This window comes from Microbacterium longlingense, from assembly GCF_058349825.2.
In genome coordinates, this window is record NZ_JBYRJA020000001.1 from 276,817 (window position 1) to 293,224 (window position 16,408).

Consider the following 16,408-nt stretch of genomic DNA (forward strand, 5'->3'; position numbering starts at 1 on the left):
GCCCGAACGGTCATCCGCCGTGGACATATCGCTTCACAGAGCGACCGGCGTCTCGGACGTCGTCCGGCCGGACGAGGCACCGTTGGTCACCGGCGGGTCGCCCAGAGCATCGGTGCGGCCGGAACGGTTCTCACCGTCCGGGCAGCACCGCGCTCAGCCCGCGGGGCTCTCTGCGGGAGCCGGGCTCTCGGCCGGCGCCGGGCTGTCGGTCGGCACGGGCACCGGCGCGGGGGTCGTGGACTGCAGGTAGGCGTCGCTGGCGACAGAGAGGACGAACTGCGAGAACTCTGCGGGATTGTCCAGAGCTCCCACGTACACCTGTCCGCTGACGACGATCATCGGCGCGCCGTTGAGGGCGAGGTCGTCAGAACCCGGCAGCGGCCCCTCCAGGGCCCGTGCTGTGGCGTCCTTCGCCCACCCGAGGTAGTCGCCGTCCTCGATGCAGGAGCGCACGCCGCGCGGGTCGCTGACGCCCACCGCGACGGCGAGGTCGGCGAGCTCCTGGTCGCTGCGGCCGTCGGTGTCGATGTCCGGCTGGCTCACGAGCAGCTCATGGTTGTAGGTGGCGAACTGCTCCGCCGAGTGGGTCGCGACGCACGCCGCTGCGGCAGCGGCGCGCAGGGAGTACTTGGTGCCGTTCGAGTTCGCCGTCAGGAGAGCCACCGGGTGGTAGGTGACGTTCGCGGCGCCCTGGCTGACCCAGCTGCCGAGCTGGCGAGCGTTCGCGCTCTCGAAGACACCGGCGTCCGGTGCGAGATAGTCGACATAGATGTGGATGTCGACGGTGTCCGTGGCCGGGTCTTCGGTCTCCACCGGTGCCGGGCTCGCGTCGGTGCCGGACGGCGTGGGGCTCGCGTCGGGGGCGGGCGCGGGCGTTGCCGGGCCGCTCACCGGGAACTGGGTGACGACGACACCGTCGGAGTCCATATTGGCCGGCAGCAGCAGCGGCTTGGAGGCCGTCGAGCCCACCGCCATGTACACGCCGAAGCCGATCGCACCGACTCCCACCAGCGCCAGGGCACCCAGGAGCGTGCGTCGCATCACCCTCGCCCTGGACTGCTGGGCCTGGACCTGCTGGGCTTTCTCTCGTGCCGCCTCGCGCGTGCTGCGGGGGCTGGGCACGTTCGGCGTCTCGTCGCTCGACATCGTTCCCCTTGGAGGCTCCGGCGGCCTCATCGGACTTGCGGCGGAGCCGTCCGCCCCGCGGGCTGCTCGGGTGGCAGCACCTCCGATGGTAGCCACGATGACTGGGAAAAGCCCTGACGGCGGCCGACAGGTGCATCCGAAACCCGCGGTCTATACAAGCACAGGGCCCCATGCCATACTGGCGCTGGCCCGATGGCGGGCCTCGGGGGCCGTGAGGCCTCCGTCCATTCACTACGGATCGTCCGGCACGTACCTGCCGGTGAAGGAGAAATCTGATGGCCTCTGTGACCTTCGACAGCGCAACGCGCATCTACCCCGGCGCCACGCGCCCCTCGGTCGACAAGTTCGACCTCGAGATCGGAGACGGCGAGTTCCTCGTCCTCGTCGGCCCGTCCGGCTGCGGCAAGTCCACCACGCTGCGCATGCTCGCCGGCCTCGAAGAGGTCAACTCCGGACGCATCATCATCGGCGACCGCGAGGTGACCGATGTCCCGCCGAAGGACCGCGACATCGCCATGGTGTTCCAGAACTACGCGCTCTACCCGCACATGACCGTGGCGGAGAACATGGGCTTCGCGCTCAAGATCGCCGGGGTCAGCAAGGAGGAGCGCGCCAAGCGCGTCGAAGAGGCCGCGAAGATCCTCGACCTCGAGCAGTACCTCAACCGCAAGCCGAAGGCCCTGTCCGGTGGTCAGCGCCAGCGTGTCGCGATGGGGCGAGCCATCGTGCGCAGCCCGAAGGTCTTCCTGATGGACGAGCCGCTGTCCAACCTCGACGCCAAGCTGCGCGTGCAGACCCGCACCCAGATCGCCTCGCTGCAGCGCCGCCTCGGCGTGACCACCGTCTACGTCACGCACGATCAGACCGAGGCCTTGACCATGGGCGACCGCATCGCGGTGCTCAAGGACGGCGTCCTGCAGCAGGTCGGCACCCCGCGTGACCTGTACGAGCGCCCGAACAACGTCTTCGTCGCCGGCTTCATCGGCTCCCCCGCGATGAACCTGTTCACCGCCGACCTCGCCGAGGGCGGGGTCCGCTTCGGCACCAAGGTCGTCCCGGTCGAGCCGAGCGTCCTCACGCAGGCGCGCGGGAACGAGGCCACCATCGGTATCCGTCCCGAAGACGTCATCGTCGCCCCCGCCGATGGCCAGGGCCTGTCGGTCGTCGTCGACCTCGTCGAGGAGCTCGGCGCCGACGGCTACCTCTACGGCCACACCGACATCAGCGGCCGGCGCACCGAGATCGTCGCGCGTGTGGACGGTCGCAACCACCCCAACGCCGGTGAGACCGTCGTCGTCGCACCCGTGCCCGGCCACCTCCACGTCTTCGACGTCGAGAGCGGCGAGCGGCTCAACGCGGCGGCGATCAGCTGACCGCAGCAGCGTATGATGCGGCGCGGGCGACCATGTGGTCCCCGCGCCGCTTCGCTGTTCGCCATCCGGTGCGGACAGCGTTCGCCCCCGAACCGCCCGAGGAGGACGGATGCCAGAGGCCCTGACGATCACGACGAGCCGCGTCGACCCGAGCCTGCTGGCCCTGCCGTGGTCACGGCCGCTGGAGTCGTGGCCATCGAGCGCGATCGTCTCCCTGCCCAAGGGCATCTCCCGCCACCTCGTGCGGTTCGCCGATCTCTCCGGCCGGGTCATCGCGGTGAAGGAGACCACCGGGGCGATCGCCCGTCGCGAGTACGACATGCTCGGCAACCTCGACCGCCTCGACGTGCCCAGCGTCGAGCGCATCGCGGTGATCGACGGGCGCCGCGACGATGCCGGACGCCCCCTGCCCGCTGTCCTCGTCACCGAGCACCTGCGCTTCTCGCTCCCCTATCGCGCGCTGTTCACGCGCGTACTGCGTCCCGACACCGCCACCCGCCTGACCGATGCACTCGCGGTGCTCCTGGTGCGGCTGCACAACGTGGGGTTCTTCTGGGGCGACGTGTCGCTGTCGAACACGCTGTTCCGCCGTGACGCCGGGGCGTTCGCCGCCTACCTCGTCGATGCCGAGACGGGGGAGCTGCACGAGGGCGGCCTGAGCGACGGGCAGCGCGAGCACGATCTCGATGTCGCGCGCGTCAACATCGCCGGCGAGATCATGGACCTCGACGCCGGCGGCCGGCTCGAGCACGGCATGGACGCCGTGGCGATCGCGGACAGCGTCGTGGAGTCCTATCGCTCGCTGTGGGCAGAGCTGACCGCGCAGGAGTCCTTCGCGGCCGCCGAGGCGTGGCACCTCACCGAGCGGGTGGAACGGCTCAACGCTCTGGGATTCGACATCGGTGAGATGTCGATCGAGGCCACCGCAGACGGCACCAGGGTGGAGATCCAGCCGAAGGTGGTCGACGCGGGTCACCACCAGCGCCGGCTCATGCGCCTGACCGGCCTGGATGTCGAAGAGAACCAGGCCAGACGGCTGCTGAACGACCTCGACGAGTACCGCGCCCGCTCGGCGCGCACCTGGCCGGACGAGGAGATGTACGCCCACGAGTGGCTGACCCGCGTGTTCGAGCCGGTGGTGCGCGCGGTTCCCCCGGAGCTCAGCGGCAAGCTGGAGCCCGCCGAGGTGTTCCACCAGGTGCTCGAGCACCGCTGGTACCTGTCGCAGGCGCAGGGGCGCTCCGTGCCGCTCGCCGAGGTGCTCACCTCATACATCAACGACGTGCTGCGCCACCGTCGCGACGAGGCCACGCTCACGGCCCCCACGACGGAGACGATGTCGCTCCCGGTGATCACCGGTGCGATCGACGCAGACGCCGACGGCGAGCCCGACGTCGACTGGCGCGACCTGGTGTGAGGCCGTCGGCCTCTCCTGTGACGCCGCTCGGGAGAGGCCGTCAGCCGGCGGGGCGCCCCGCGGTCACCCCTCCGCGGCCGCCCGCAGCGTCGAGACCTGGTACAGCGCGACGGATGCCGCGATGCCGGCGTTGAGCGACTCGGTCGACGCGGAGATCGGGATCGACACGACCTGGTCGCACGTCTCGGTCACCAGGCGCGACAGCCCCTTGCCCTCGGAGCCCACGACGATCACCAGCGGCCGGTCTGCGAGCTCGAGAGCCGGCAGCGACACATCGCCGCCGCCGTCCAGGCCGAGCACGAACACGCCCTGCTTCTTGAACTCCTTGAGCGTGGTGGTGAGGTTCGCCGCGAGCGCCACCGGCACCCGGGCAGCAGCTCCCGCACTGGTCTTCCATGCGGCGGAGTTGACGCTCGCGGACCGGCGCTGCGGCAGGATGATGCCCTGACCACCGAACGCGGCTGTCGAGCGGATGATCGCGCCGAGGTTGCGCGGATCCGTCACACCATCGAGGGCGACGAGCAGCGGCAAGCCCTGCTCCGACGCCTGCTCGAGGAGATCCTGCGGGTGGGCGTACTGATACGGCGGGACCTTGATCGCGATGCCCTGGTGCACACCGTCGAAGCCGGCCATCCGGTCGAGCTCCTGACGGGTGACCTCCAGCACGGGCAGCTCGCGATGCGTCGCGATCGACAGGGTCTCCTTGATGCGGTCGTCCATCTCCACGCGCTGGGCGATGTAGAGCGCGGTCGCCGGAATCTTCGCACGCAGTGCCTCGAGCACCGAGTTACGACCGGTGACGAACTCAGTGTCGTCCGTCGCCTTGCCCTGGCGGGTCGCGCGGTTGGGGTTGGACCCCTGCGGCGAGCGCTGCCCGCTCGGTTTGCCCTTGCCGCCCGCGGCCGCGTAGCGCTCCTGAGCAGCCTTCCGCTTGCCGGCGACGTGCCACGCACGATCTTCCGCCTTCGGGGTCGGCCCGCGGCCCTCCAGGGCCTTACGGCTGTGACCGCCGGTGCCCTTCTGCGGGCCCTTCTTCTTGCTGTTGCCCGCGCCGGGGCGGCCTGGCTTAGCCATCAATGCTCCAATGGGTTCCGTCCGGAGTGTCCTCCAGGGTGATGCCGGCGGCGGCGATCGCATCGCGGATGCGGTCCGCCCCCGGCCAGTCCTTGTCTGCGCGCGCCTGAGCGCGCTGGGTGATCATCGTCTGCACGAGCGCGTCGAGCGCGGCCGCCGCCGGGTCTGCGGCCGCGGTGCGCCCCGTCGCATCCGTGGGGTCGATGCCGAGCACGCCCGTCATGGCCCGCACCTCGATCCGGGCGCGATCAGCGCCCCCGGCGTCGCCGACGTCCAGGGCCTGGTTGCCCTGCCTCACCCGCTCGTGGACGACGGCGAGCGCCTGCGGCACGCCGAGATCATCGTCCATCGCCCGCGCGAAGTCCGCAGGGATCAGAGGGATGTACTCGACATCGGCGGACTGATCCCCCCGTGCGCCGAGCGCCGCGCGGCCGACCGCCGTGCGCTCGGCCGCGCGCTCGGCACGTGCGAGGAAGGTGCGGATCCGGTCGAGCGCGGCCTCGGCCTCGTCGAGCGACTTGGCCGAGACGTCGAGACTCGAACGATAGTGCGCGGCCGCGAGCGCATAGCGCACGACGATCGGATCACGGCGTGCGAGCAGATCAGCGGCGAGGACGACATTGCCGAGCGACTTCGACATCTTCTGTCCGCCCACGGTGACCAGGCCGTTGTGCACCCAGTAGCGGGCGAAGGCATCACCCGCGGCCGCCGACTGGGCCAGCTCGTTCTCGTGGTGCGGGAAGCGCAGGTCGAGCCCGCCTCCGTGGATGTCGAACTCCGGCCCGAGGTACCGACGCGACATCGCGGAGCACTCGATGTGCCAGCCGGGGCGACCGGCGCCCCACGGCGAAGCCCACACGGCGTCCGCGGGCTCATCCGGCTTGGCGCCCTTCCACAGCGCGAAGTCCTGCGGGCTGTGCTTGCCGCGCGGATCCGCGTCCTCCGCGGCCTCCATCGCGTCGACCGACTGATGGGTCAGCGCACCGTAGGAGTCCCACGAACGCACGTCGAAGTACACGTCGCCAGAGCCGTCCTCTGCCGCATAGGCGTGCCCGCGCTCGATCAGCAGGGCGATGAGATCCTGCATCTGCGGGATCGACGCGGTCGCGCGCGGCTCATAGGTCGGCGGCAGGATGCCGACCGCTGCATATGCGGCGGAGAACTCCTGCTCCATGCGGTACGCGAGCGCCCACCAGGGTTCCTCGTCCGTCGCCCCCGCGAGCACCTTGTCGTCGATGTCGGTGACGTTGCGCACGAAGGTCACTCGCCCGAACCGGTTCGCGAGCCAGCGCCGCAGGATGTCGAAGCTGAGCGCCGCACGCACGTGGCCGATATGGGGGCCGGACTGCACCGTCGGACCGCACACGTACATCGTGACGTTTCCTGGGTCGACGGGCACGAAGTCGCGCAGCTGCTGGGCGCGGGTGTCGTAGAGCCGAAGAGTCACTGGTACAGCCTACCGGCGGCCTCGATTCCACGCCGGATGATCGGTGCAAGAACCGCCCGGCTCCGACCGGGGACCCGGCTAGAGCCGGGGAAAGACCAGGGCGACGGCGGTCACCGCGACGCCCTCGCCGCGGCCGGGAAACCCCAGGCCGTCCGTCGTGGTCGCCGACACCGCGACGGGCGCGCCCCCCAGGGCCGCCGACAGCGCGGCCTCCGCTTCGGCCCGCCGCGCGGAGAACCGCGGGCGGTTGCCCTGGAACTGCACAGCCACGTTGCCGATCCCGAACCCGGCCGTCGCGAGCAGATCGCGTGTCCTGCCCAGGAAGACCTCGGCATGGGCGTCGGCGTACTCGGGATGGTCCGTGCCGAAATGCTGGCCGATGTCGCCGAGGCCGGCGGCGGCGAGCAGCGCGTCGACGATCGCGTGGGCGACGGCGTCGCCGTCGGAGTGGCCGGAGAGCGCCGGTTCACCGGGCCAGGAGAGCCCGGCGAGCCAGAGCGGCCCGTCTGCGGCGAAGGCATGGACATCGGTGCCGATACCGACCCGGGGCAGGCCTGCGGCCGGATCCGACGCGGCGAGCAGCTGCCGCGCACGGGCGAGGTCCGCCGGAGTGGTGATCTTGAACGCCCGCGCGGAGCCGGGAATGTGCTGCACCGGGTGCCCGGCCGCGGCGAACAGTGCGGCGTCGTCGGTGTAGTCGACGCCCTCAGACGTGGCCAGGGCATAGGCGGACTCCAGCGGTCCGCGTGGGAACCCCTGCGGAGTCTGCGCCGCGGCGAGATCGGCGCGGTCGACCGCTGCGACGACCTGAGATCCCGCGACGCGTTTCAGCGTGTTCACCACCGGGAGCGCCGGGATGACGCCCTCCGCACGCGTGACGGCATCCGCCACCGCATTGATCTGCTCCGGCGGCGTCAAGGCGCGCGCCGCGTCGTGCACGAGCACGGTGCGCACATCTCCCCAGAGCGCGTCGAGACCCGCGGCGACCGACTCCTGCCGGGTGGCCCCGCCCGTGGTCACCGTGACGAGATCGGCGCGGTCGCCCGCGGCGGCCAGCGCCTCGCTCTCGGCCTCCCCCTCATGACCGGCCGGGGCGACGATCACGACCTGCATCGGTCGCGCAGCGAACACGCCGTCGAGCGCGTGGCGGAGGATCGAGCGCGCGTCGATGCCCACGAACGCCTTCGGCGCGCCGGCCCCCAGGCGCGTGCCGGATCCGGCGGCGACGACGACGATCGCGGTGTCGGGAACGGGGATGGTGCTCACGCCCCCACGCTACCGCCGCCGCGCTCGGGAACCCCGACCGTGTCGCCCGTGCGGGGTGCGCCCGATCTGCGGGCTTTGCTCCATTCTGCGGGCTGTCGGCAGGAATCATGACGGAGATCGGGACAAAGCCCGCAGATCGGGCGCACCCCGCACGACGGAGAGCGGCCCGGGGACGCCGAAGGGGCGGATGCCGCAGCATCCGCCCCTTCGGGAAACTCAGGAGGCGAGGACCTCGTCCAGCAGGGTGCCGGCCTTCTCCTCGTCGACCTTCTCCGCGAGCGCGAGCTCGGAGGTGAGGATCTGGCGGGCCTTGGCGAGCATCCGCTTCTCTCCCGCCGACAGACCGCGGTCCTGGTCACGGCGCCAGAGATCGCGCACGACCTCGCTCACCTTGATGACATCACCCGACGCGAGCTTCTCCAGGTTCGCCTTGTACCGGCGCGACCAGTTGGTGGGCTCCTCGGTGAACGGCGCCCGGAGCACCTCGAAGACCTGCTCGAGCCCCTCCTTGCCGATCACGTCGCGAACGCCGACGAGGTCGACGTTCTCTGCGGGCACCTCGATGATCAGATCGCCCTGGGTGACGTTGAGCTTCAGATACTTCTTCGTCTCTCCCTTGATCACGCGATCTTTGACCTCAATGATCGTCGCAGCTCCGTGGTGCGGGTAAACGACCGTCTCGCCAACCTCAAAAAGCATAGATCTTGCATCCCTTCGGCAAGTTCTAGGATACCACAGGGCCTCTTGCGCTAAGGTCTGCCGAGCACTGCCCCGATCCACAGCACCACGCCGTCCCCCTGCGCCCGGCCGCCGCCCCCGCGCACACGGGAAGACTCGGCAAACCCATAGAATGGGAAGGATCGCCAGGCCCGAACCGAGGAGGACCCGTGAAATCCCGCATCGTCGCAGCCGTCGTCATCAGTGCAGCGGTGCTGCTGGGGAGCACCGGCTGCAACATGATCGCCCCGCAGGCGACCACGATCGAGTACGCACCCTCCGACGGCGTGAACATCTCGGACGACGGCCCCATCGTCGCCCGCAACGTCCTGATCATCGCGACCGAGGACGGCCAGGCCGGCAACCTCGTCGCGGGCTTCGTCAACGAGTCTCCGCAGAACGCCACCGTCAACGTCGCCGTCAGCGACGAGATCATCCAGATCCTCGTCCCCGGCGGCGAGGGCCTGAGCTTCGGCGGCACGGACGAGCCGATTCTCATCGAGAACCTCGGCGCGAAGCCGGGCGCGACCATCGAGGTCTACTTCCAGTCCGGCGACAGCGAGGGCGTGGCCGTGCAGGTGCCCGTCCTCGACGGCACGCTGCCCGAGTATGCCGACCTGGTGCCGGAGGTGCCAGAGGTCTGACCCTCCCTTCTTGACGAAGAGGGCCCCGCCGATCGGCGGGGCCCTCTTCGTCATCCGGGACGGTGTCGCGTCAGTGCTGCTTGCCCTGGGCAGCCACGGCCGCCGCACCGGCGGCAGCGGCCTCCGGGTCGAGGTAGCGGCCGGGGCCGATGGGGACGTTGTTCTCGTCCAGCTCGTAGACCAGCGGGATGCCGGTGGGGATGTTGAGCTCGGCGATGTCGGCGTCGCTGATGCCGTCGAGGTGCTTCACCAGCGCGCGCAGGGAGTTGCCGTGCGCGGCGACGAGCACGGTCTTGCCCGCCTCGAGGTCGGGAACGATGGCGTTCTCCCAGTAGGGCAGCATGCGGTCGATCACGAGGCTCAGCGACTCCGTGCGCGGCATCTCGTCGTCGATCCCGGCGTAGCGCGGGTCGTTCGCCTGGCTGAACTCGCTGTCGTCGGGAAGGGGCGGCGGCGGGGTGTCGAAGGAGCGGCGCCAGGTCATGAACTGCTCCTCGCCGAACTCCTCGAGCGTCTGGGCCTTGTCCTTGCCCTGCAGGGCGCCGTAGTGCCGCTCATTGAGGCGCCAGCTGCGCGACACGGGGATCCACAGCCGGTCGGCGGCGTCGAGGGCGATGTTCGCGGTCTGGATGGCGCGGCTGAGGAGCGAGGTGTGCAGCACGTCGGGCAGGATGCCGGCCTCCGCCAGCAGCTCGCCGCCGCGCCGGGCCTCCTCCTTGCCCTGCTCGGTGAGACGCACGTCCACCCAGCCGGTAAAGAGGTTCAGGCGGTTCCACTCGCTCTGCCCGTGGCGCAGCAGGATCAGGGTTCGGGTCGCAGTCATGCGCCCAGCCTATTGCGTTGCGCGCGCCCGTTCCTCGTTCGCCCGTTCCTCGTTCATCGTCCCGATCCGCGGGCATTATCGGCCCGTCGGTCCGCGGATCGGGACATCGCCCGCAGATCGGGCGACGGGATGGGGGATGCGGCAGGATTGACCCATGGCGTCATCTCCGGTCGGGCACCCCACCCGCGGGACGACCGGCACCAACCGGCTGCGACGCAACGACCGCGCGATCGCGGCATCCGCGGCGCTCCGCACGGCGCACGACCCGCTCGTGGTCGACCTCGGTTACGGGGCGAGCGGGGTCACCGCGTTCGAGCTCGCCGACCGGCTGCGCCGGGTGCGACCGGACGCCCGCGTGCTCGGTCTCGAGCTCGACCCCGCCCGCGTGGCCCTGGCTCGGGCGCAGCTGGCCGACGTGCGTGCCGGCCGGACGTCCTTCCCCGCCGATCTGCGGGTGTCGTTCGACCGCGGCGGGTTCGAGGTTCCCCTCCCCGGCCGGAGCCGGGCCGCGGTCATCCGCGCGATGAACGTGCTGCGCCAGTACCCCGAGGAGGCCGTGCCCGACGCATGGGCGACGATGGCCGCGCGCCTCGCCCCCGCCGGATTGCTGTTCGAGGGCACGTGCGACGAGATCGGCCGCATCGCCAGCTGGGTCGAGGTGGGGGCGGACGCCGGGCCCCGCCGCTTCACGATCTCGCTGCGCCTGGCCTCCTTCGGCGCGGGCGGTCACGAGCACCCGAGCATCGTGGCCGAGCGGCTTCCGAAGGCGCTCATCCATCGCAACATCCCGGGCGAGCGCGTGCACGACCTGCTCGGCGACCTCGACCGCGAGTGGGACCACGCGGCCCCGCTGTCGCCGTTCGGCCCGAGACAGCGCTTCCTCGCCGCCGTCGCCGCGCTGCGCGACCGCGGCTGGCCGGTGCTCGACGGGCCCCGGCGCTGGCGCCTGGGCGAGCTCACCGTGCCGTGGAGCGCGGTGGCGCCGCGCTGAGGCGACCGCATTCCCCTGCCCGCGCATACATCGTTGCCCGGGGCGTGCTCCGGTGTTAGCGTCAGCCGAGGTGGGTGCTAGTACCCGGTGACGAATCATCCTCCGGGGAGACCATGCGGAGAAGAATCACCTGTCTGAGCGCGCTCGCTGCCGGCAGCGTCGTGGCGCTGACGCTGGGCGCCATGCCGGCGTTCGCCGATACGACCGAGAACAAGACGGAGGAGGCGATCGAGGCGATCCAGGCCGCCCCCGAGGTGGATGTGTCGGCCGTCGCCGACACGGTCGAGACCGACGCGGACATGACCGCCGAGGTGCACGAACTCGACATCACCGTCCCCTGGGACGCGTCGGAGGGGCTCCAGCTCGACGTCGACGGCACGACGAAGGAGGTCATCAACATCCAACGGCACGGCACGGCACGGCACGGCACGGCACGGCACGGCACGGCACGGCACGATACCGAAGTGGAAGTGCCTCAACGTCTCGTACGCCGTGGTCTCCGCATCGATCGGCGTCACCAACGGAGCAGGCTACTCGATCACGGCGACGTGCGGAGTCCAGAAGGGCCCCGGCACCGTCACGCTCTACGCGGGAGCGACGAAGACGACCTATCAGGTGCGCACGGTACGACGGTGACGGTACGGCGTTCCCAACGCGGGAGCCAACGGCATGAAGACCGAGATCAAGACGAGCGGGACGCTGACCGCTTTCAAGCCGAACGGGAGATACGTATGCGCGTGAGAGCGTTCGTCCTCTGGGGCGCCGGCATCGGGCTCGCCGGGTCGATCGCAGTCTTCGCCTTCGCCCTCGCGAGCATGGACGCTGCCAACGCACCCTGCACGAACGACTTCGACATCGCGCTCTGCGACATCGCGCTGCTCCGGCACGCGATCCCCGGAGCGATCCTCGCCGGGACCGGCCTCGTCGCTGCGGCGGTCACCGCGGGGCCGGGGCTGATCTCTGCGACGATCATCGCAGGCACGGGCTGTTCTCCTCACCATCCGCTGTCCGCGGATCAGGAGAACCAGGAGACCACGCCGACCCAGTAGGAGCTCGCGCCGAGAGGTGCTGATGCACGCTCAGGAACATCCGTCGCTCGCCGAGGCGAACGCTAACTCAGGAGAAATCAGGCGCGGAGACCCCGAACCGGGGGTTGGCGTAGCCTGGGCGCCGATTCTTCCTGAGTTAGCTTCAGCGCTGGTCGCCCCGCGAGCAGGTGCCCGCGGGCCGGCTCAACGATCGGTCGCCGGGGGAAAGCGGCGCCGGAGCACCAGACGCTGCACCAGGGTCCAGGCGACCGTGATCACGAGGTAGAGCACCGCGGCGAGCGGCAGGAACAGTGCCACCACCGCTGTGATGTAGTGCAGCGCCGACATCGCTCCCCCCAGGCCCGGCAGCTGGGGCAGTTCCGCAGGCCGGAACGCCCGCCGAGACAGCTCCGCCACCAGCACGATCACCGCGATGAGCGCGCCGAAGACCAGCATCGCCTCCGGCGACCCGAGTGACGCCGTCGCGCGCATCCCCAGGGGCACGCCGAGCAGCCGCTCATCGAGCAGGAGATTCGGGTGCCCCGCCACCGAGGTGTGCAGGAACACCGCGTAGATGATGCCGACGAACGGGGCCTGGACGAGCACCGGGAGGCACCCGGCCAGGGGCGAGGCTCCCTCGTCGGCGTAGAGCTTCATCGTCTCGCGCTGCAACCGTTCCCGGTCGGAGCCGTGACGTCTCTGCAGCTCGGCCAGGCGCGGCGCGAGTCGCGAGCGCATCTGCTCCGCCTTGGCCTGCGAGACGCCGACGGGGATGAGTGCCGCGCGCAACAGCAGTGTGACCAGGGCGATCGCCGTCGCGGCCGACGCACCGCCGGCAAGGGGCTCGAGCGCCTCGCTCAGGGCGAGGAGCGCACGGTAGGCGCCGTCGAAGACGGGCGCGATGAGGGGCAGGGAGAAGAGGTCCAAGGATGAGTCCGTTCGTGTCCTGGTGCGCGCAGAAGGCGCGCGGATGCGGTGGTCAGCCGCATGCGGGGACGCGAAAGGATGCCCCGGTGCCGGGGGCGGGTCGGTCGGCGCTACGCGGCGATCGCCGCAGCTCCCGGAGCCCGGGGACGCGGGTGTCCCGCGGCATCCGGATCGCTCTGGGGAAGGAGGACAGAGCGTCCGATGCCCCGGCTCGGATGGCAGGGCAGCTCCGCGGACGACGAGAGCGAGCGCGCTGTGAGCAGCGCGAGCGCCAGCACAGACAGTACGGCGATCGCCACCGCGACGCCGAGGAGACCGGCGCCGGAAGCGCTGAGGCCGGCGACCTCGAGCACGACGAGCAAACCGAAACCCGCCAGCAGCAGGCGGACCAGTGCCCGCAGCGTCGCGATCATGCGGTCGTTCCCGTGCTGCGCGGATCCTGCGCGGTCTTCCGCCGCGACAGACGGGTGATCCGCGGAAGATCAGCGGTGGCACCGGCATCCGCCGGCACGATGACCTCCTGCGCTGCGGCGACGTCGACATCGCCCGCACGCACGGTCAGCTCACTCACGGGCGCCCGACGCGACAGGATGGCCAGCGCGACCGGCCCGTCCTCGTAGTGCTGCGCCGCGGAGGTGACGTGCCCGACTTCGTCGTCACCGGCGAAGACGACATCGCCGGGGGACGGCAGCACGTTCTGGCTGCCGTCGAGCAGAAGCGCGGCCAGACGACGCGGCGGGTGGCCGAGGTTGTGCACCTTCGCGACCGTCTCCTGCCCGCGGTAGCACCCCTTGTTCAGGTGCACGGCGCTGCGCAGCCAGTCGGTCTCGTGCGGGATCGACCGCTCGTCGACCTCCCGCGACCAGCGCGGACGCCATGCGGCGATGCGCAGGGCCTCCGCGGCCAGCGCTCCCGCCCAGCCACCGTCCCAGCTCTGCGCGAGAGCGACGCCGCCGTCTTCATCGATCACGGCGAGACGCCAGTGCAGCTCGTCCCCCGGGTGCCGCGACCCGACGTGGTACTGGTGCCCGCCGGGCGTCACCGCATCCCACGGATCGGACCACACCACGGGCACATCGTTCGGAGCGAACGCGGCGGCCGCGCCCGCCTGCTCGGCGGCGCCTCCGGCGACGAAGCCGACCACCGCCAGCTCTGGACGCGGTGTCACGACCACCTGAGCACGGAACACCATGCGTTTCAGCCAGTTTCCGAGGCCGTCGGCATCACCGTCGTCGACGATGAGCCAGGTCGACCCGCCGTCGTCGAAGACGGCGGCGGCATGCTCCACACGACCGTTCGGATCGAGGACGAGCAGCTCGGTGCTCTCCCCCGGGCCGAGCGTCCGAACCGCCTGGGAGGTGATCGCGTCGAGCCAGCTGAGCCGTTCCGGTCCCGCGACCTCGATCACTCGGCGGTCGCCGAGGGGTGCCAGCGCGGTTCCTGCGGCGAGCGCACGCTGCTCACGGAACGGATCGCCGACGTGCAGCACCAGCGCGCCGGCGTCGTCCAGCACCGCACCCGGCAGCGCACGGAGGGCGGCGCCCATGATCAGACCTTGGCCAGGCGCGCGGAAGCGTGCGATGCGAGGCTCTCCCCGAGAGCGGCGATATCCCACGCCCACAGCAGATGCCCCTCGACGAGACCGTAGAGCCGACTCGCGGCGGCGTACGCCCGCGCCCCGGGAGGACGAATCACGGCGTCGGTCGCGATGTCGACGCGCGGGCCGTTGATGTCCCCCACGTAGAACTCCAGGGTGCCATCGGAGTGCACGAGAGACACCTCCAGCGGGAATCCGCCGGAGGCCTCGCGCAGCGCTTCGACATCGTGCACCGTCCGCACGACGCCCGGCGCGATGGCCGGCAGGAGCGCGGGGCCGGGATCGGCATCGGATGCGGGGCGCGCCAGGCGCCAGAAACCGGTCTCCGACAGGAGGGGAGCCCCCTCCTGACCGTCTGCCGAGACGAGGTATGCGGACGCGGAGTAGTTCAGGAAAGCGCCGCCGTCATGGCTGAAGCTCACCCGCTGGAAGAACTCGCCCTCGAAGCGGCGGTCAGCGGCGACGTACGCGATGACGCCGGTCCCCTCCCACACGCCGAGGAGCCACGACAGCGGCACCAGGTCGGCGGGGAGATCGGTCGGCAGTTCCTGCACGGTCTCAGAACCTCCGGGGGTGCGGTCGCGGAGCGCTCAGCGCTGACCGCGGAACAGGTTGACCAGGACCGCGCCCGAGACGAAGACGATCGCCAGGCTGGCGAGACCCAGCAGGCCCACGAAGAAGAGTTCGAGCGCGACGACATCCATACGCACACTCTAACCCGTTCGCGCCGCGAGCGCGTCACGACGAGAGGCCGGCGCCGGTGTAGACCTCGGGAGCCGCCGGTCCCGCCCGGCCCGGCGCCGGCGTCACATCAGAGCCCGCTGATCACGAAGGCCAGCGACGCGACTCCCATGATCGCCATCAACCCGAGACAGCCGATCGCCACCCGCACGATGAACCCCTGCGTGCGCCCGTAGAGCAGCTGCACGCCGAAGGAAGCCAGCACGCCGAGGCCGAAGGCCACGAGGAGCCAGGGCATCCGCCAGCCGCTGGGAACGGCGAGCCCGATCGCGATGACGGCGACGAGCGCCGCGCCCCACAGCGTCACGAAACCGACGGTGGCCCGCGGCGGTGCGAGCTCGGACTCGGGGGCTGACATGCCCCCATTGTGTCTCATCGGCGGAGGAGATTCTGCGCACGAGCCGCGAGCGATCGCGTTCTGGGCCGTCCGGAGCAGCCGCCCGGGCTCGCTATCATGGTGCGCACGGCGCGGCGTCCGTGCCCGGAAGGATCCCGTGTGGCACGTCTGCTGGTCTTGACCTCCGACCCGGTACCCGATGCTGTTCTGCCTGCGCTGGACCTGCTGGGTCACCGCGTCGCTTCGCTGCCGGCCGAGACCTCCCGGCTGGTCGACCTCCCCGACGCCGATCTCGTGATCGTCGATGCGCGCGGCGATCTGGTCTCGGCGCGCGCGCTGTGCCGCCTCGTGCGCACCGTGCAGCCCGGCACGGCGCTGATCGCGGTCGTCACGGAGGGCGGCATGAGCGCGGTCGCCGCCGACTGGGGGATCGATGACGTTGGCCTGCCCACCGCCAGCCCGGCCGAGATCGACGCGCGCATCCGCCTGGCGATCGCGCGCGAAGCGGCCAAGAGCGCCGGTGTCGCCGACCAGGACGGCGTGCGCGCCTCCGGCATCACGATCGACGAGCGCTCTTATTCCGCCAAGCTGCACGGACGCCCCCTGGACCTGACCTACAAGGAGTTCCAGCTGCTCAACTTCCTGGCCGCCAACCCGTCGCGCGTCTTCACGCGTGAACAGCTCCTCAGCGAGGTGTGGGGTCACGACTACTTCGGCGGCACCCGCACGGTCGACGTCCATGTGCGGCGCCTGCGTGCCAAACTCGGCGACCACGAGCAGATCATCGGCACCGTGCGCAACGTCGGCTACCGGTTCAACCTCTACGACGACGAGTCCTGATCGCGCCGCCAGAGCCCGACGTCACCGTCCGGCAACCTTC

General features: G+C 70.7%; 17 protein-coding genes. 6 read left to right on the plus strand and 11 right to left on the minus strand.

Annotated features, from left to right (window positions below):
- Positions 1-153: 153 nt before the first annotated feature.
- Positions 154-1,146 (minus strand): DsbA family protein, encoded by a 993-nt coding sequence (locus AC3RXY_RS01315; protein WP_491509072.1) that lies wholly within the window; start codon positions 1,144-1,146, stop codon positions 154-156.
- 275 nt (positions 1,147-1,421) lie between these two features.
- Between AC3RXY_RS01315 and AC3RXY_RS01320 the strand changes: the two genes are divergently transcribed.
- Both AC3RXY_RS01320 and AC3RXY_RS01325 read left to right on the plus strand, forming a co-directional pair.
- The gene (locus tag AC3RXY_RS01320) at positions 1,422-2,519 is read left to right on the plus strand and encodes an ABC transporter ATP-binding protein (protein WP_491509073.1); all 1,098 of its coding nucleotides are present in this window, start codon (positions 1,422-1,424) and stop codon (positions 2,517-2,519) included.
- A 109-nt stretch (positions 2,520-2,628) separates the two neighbouring features.
- Complete coding sequence (locus AC3RXY_RS01325; RefSeq protein WP_491509074.1) at positions 2,629-3,936, plus strand: DUF4032 domain-containing protein; 1,308 nt, start codon at positions 2,629-2,631, stop codon at positions 3,934-3,936.
- Between the two features lie 63 nt (positions 3,937-3,999).
- Here the strand turns inward: AC3RXY_RS01325 and rlmB are convergent, their stop codons facing one another.
- The 4 genes from rlmB to AC3RXY_RS01345 form a co-directional block, all read right to left on the minus strand.
- A complete protein-coding gene (gene rlmB / locus AC3RXY_RS01330) occupies positions 4,000-5,010 on the minus strand; it encodes a 23S rRNA (guanosine(2251)-2'-O)-methyltransferase RlmB (RefSeq protein ID WP_491509075.1) in 1,011 nt (336 codons plus the stop codon).
- Complete coding sequence (gene cysS / locus AC3RXY_RS01335) at positions 5,003-6,457, minus strand: cysteine--tRNA ligase (RefSeq protein ID WP_491509076.1); 1,455 nt, start codon at positions 6,455-6,457, stop codon at positions 5,003-5,005. The genes rlmB and cysS overlap by 8 nt, the downstream gene beginning before the upstream one ends.
- Before the next feature lie 78 nt (positions 6,458-6,535).
- Complete coding sequence (gene ispD, locus AC3RXY_RS01340; protein ID WP_491509077.1) at positions 6,536-7,723, minus strand: 2-C-methyl-D-erythritol 4-phosphate cytidylyltransferase; 1,188 nt, start codon at positions 7,721-7,723, stop codon at positions 6,536-6,538.
- A 216-nt stretch (positions 7,724-7,939) separates the two neighbouring features.
- Positions 7,940-8,422, minus strand: a complete 483-nt coding sequence (locus AC3RXY_RS01345; RefSeq protein WP_491509078.1) for a CarD family transcriptional regulator — start codon at positions 8,420-8,422, stop codon at positions 7,940-7,942.
- A gap of 188 nt (positions 8,423-8,610) precedes the next feature.
- On the opposite strand from AC3RXY_RS01345, the gene AC3RXY_RS01350 reads away from it, so the two are divergent.
- A complete protein-coding gene (locus AC3RXY_RS01350; RefSeq protein ID WP_491509079.1) occupies positions 8,611-9,084 on the plus strand; it encodes a DNA modification methylase in 474 nt (157 codons plus the stop codon).
- 70 nt (positions 9,085-9,154) lie between these two features.
- Here AC3RXY_RS01350 and AC3RXY_RS01355 read toward each other — a convergent pair whose 3' ends face one another.
- A complete protein-coding gene (locus AC3RXY_RS01355; protein ID WP_491509080.1) occupies positions 9,155-9,907 on the minus strand; it encodes a phosphoglyceromutase in 753 nt (250 codons plus the stop codon).
- A gap of 154 nt (positions 9,908-10,061) precedes the next feature.
- Here AC3RXY_RS01355 and AC3RXY_RS01360 point away from each other — a divergent pair, with 154 nt between their 5' ends.
- Both AC3RXY_RS01360 and AC3RXY_RS01365 read left to right on the plus strand, forming a co-directional pair.
- Positions 10,062-10,898, plus strand: coding sequence for a class I SAM-dependent methyltransferase (locus AC3RXY_RS01360; RefSeq protein ID WP_491509081.1), 837 nt, complete (start codon positions 10,062-10,064; stop codon positions 10,896-10,898).
- Positions 10,899-11,011: 113 nt separating this feature from the next.
- Complete coding sequence (locus tag AC3RXY_RS01365) at positions 11,012-11,947, plus strand: hypothetical protein (RefSeq protein WP_491509082.1); 936 nt, start codon at positions 11,012-11,014, stop codon at positions 11,945-11,947.
- 183 nt (positions 11,948-12,130) lie between these two features.
- Here AC3RXY_RS01365 and AC3RXY_RS01370 read toward each other — a convergent pair whose 3' ends face one another.
- From AC3RXY_RS01370 to AC3RXY_RS01390, 5 genes are all read right to left on the minus strand, one after another.
- Positions 12,131-12,853, minus strand: a complete 723-nt coding sequence (locus AC3RXY_RS01370; RefSeq protein ID WP_491509083.1) for a YidC/Oxa1 family membrane protein insertase — start codon at positions 12,851-12,853, stop codon at positions 12,131-12,133.
- Positions 12,854-12,963: 110 nt separating this feature from the next.
- Positions 12,964-13,266 (minus strand): DUF6412 domain-containing protein, encoded by a 303-nt coding sequence (locus AC3RXY_RS01375; RefSeq protein WP_491509084.1) that lies wholly within the window; start codon positions 13,264-13,266, stop codon positions 12,964-12,966.
- Entirely contained in the window at positions 13,263-14,399 is a 1,137-nt protein-coding gene (gene ygfZ, locus AC3RXY_RS01380) for a CAF17-like 4Fe-4S cluster assembly/insertion protein YgfZ (protein ID WP_491509085.1), read from the minus strand. Before ygfZ ends, AC3RXY_RS01375 begins: the two co-directional genes overlap by 4 nt.
- Before the next feature lie 2 nt (positions 14,400-14,401).
- Positions 14,402-15,004, minus strand: a complete 603-nt coding sequence (locus AC3RXY_RS01385) for a heme-binding beta-barrel domain-containing protein (protein ID WP_491509086.1) — start codon at positions 15,002-15,004, stop codon at positions 14,402-14,404.
- 257 nt (positions 15,005-15,261) lie between these two features.
- On the minus strand, positions 15,262-15,549 hold the full coding sequence (locus tag AC3RXY_RS01390; RefSeq protein WP_491509087.1) for a hypothetical protein: 288 nt from the start codon (positions 15,547-15,549) through the stop codon (positions 15,262-15,264).
- Between the two features lie 138 nt (positions 15,550-15,687).
- Between AC3RXY_RS01390 and AC3RXY_RS01395 the strand changes: the two genes are divergently transcribed.
- Positions 15,688-16,368 carry a winged helix-turn-helix transcriptional regulator gene (locus AC3RXY_RS01395; RefSeq protein ID WP_491509088.1) on the plus strand — a complete coding sequence of 227 codons (681 nt, stop codon included), beginning with the start codon at positions 15,688-15,690 and terminating at the stop codon, positions 16,366-16,368.
- Positions 16,369-16,408: the final 40 nt, after the last annotated feature.

Excerpts from the sequence above, each read along its gene's own strand:
- AC3RXY_RS01315 (WP_491509072.1), bottom strand. The coding sequence starts at position 1,146 with ATGTCGAGCGACGAGACGCCGAACGTGCCCAGCCCCCGCAGCACGCGC.
- AC3RXY_RS01320 (WP_491509073.1), top strand. The coding sequence starts at position 1,422 with ATGGCCTCTGTGACCTTCGACAGCGCAACGCGCATCTACCCCGGCGCC.
- AC3RXY_RS01325 (WP_491509074.1), top strand. The coding sequence starts at position 2,629 with ATGCCAGAGGCCCTGACGATCACGACGAGCCGCGTCGACCCGAGCCTG.
- rlmB (WP_491509075.1), bottom strand. The coding sequence starts at position 5,010 with ATGGCTAAGCCAGGCCGCCCCGGCGCGGGCAACAGCAAGAAGAAGGGC.
- AC3RXY_RS01345 (WP_491509078.1), bottom strand. The coding sequence starts at position 8,422 with ATGCTTTTTGAGGTTGGCGAGACGGTCGTTTACCCGCACCACGGAGCT.
- AC3RXY_RS01355 (WP_491509080.1), bottom strand. The coding sequence starts at position 9,907 with ATGACTGCGACCCGAACCCTGATCCTGCTGCGCCACGGGCAGAGCGAG.
- AC3RXY_RS01360 (WP_491509081.1), top strand. The coding sequence starts at position 10,062 with ATGGCGTCATCTCCGGTCGGGCACCCCACCCGCGGGACGACCGGCACC.
- AC3RXY_RS01365 (WP_491509082.1), top strand. The coding sequence starts at position 11,012 with ATGCGGAGAAGAATCACCTGTCTGAGCGCGCTCGCTGCCGGCAGCGTC.
- AC3RXY_RS01375 (WP_491509084.1), bottom strand. The coding sequence starts at position 13,266 with ATGATCGCGACGCTGCGGGCACTGGTCCGCCTGCTGCTGGCGGGTTTC.
- ygfZ (WP_491509085.1), bottom strand. The coding sequence starts at position 14,399 with ATGGGCGCCGCCCTCCGTGCGCTGCCGGGTGCGGTGCTGGACGACGCC.
- AC3RXY_RS01390 (WP_491509087.1), bottom strand. The coding sequence starts at position 15,549 with ATGTCAGCCCCCGAGTCCGAGCTCGCACCGCCGCGGGCCACCGTCGGT.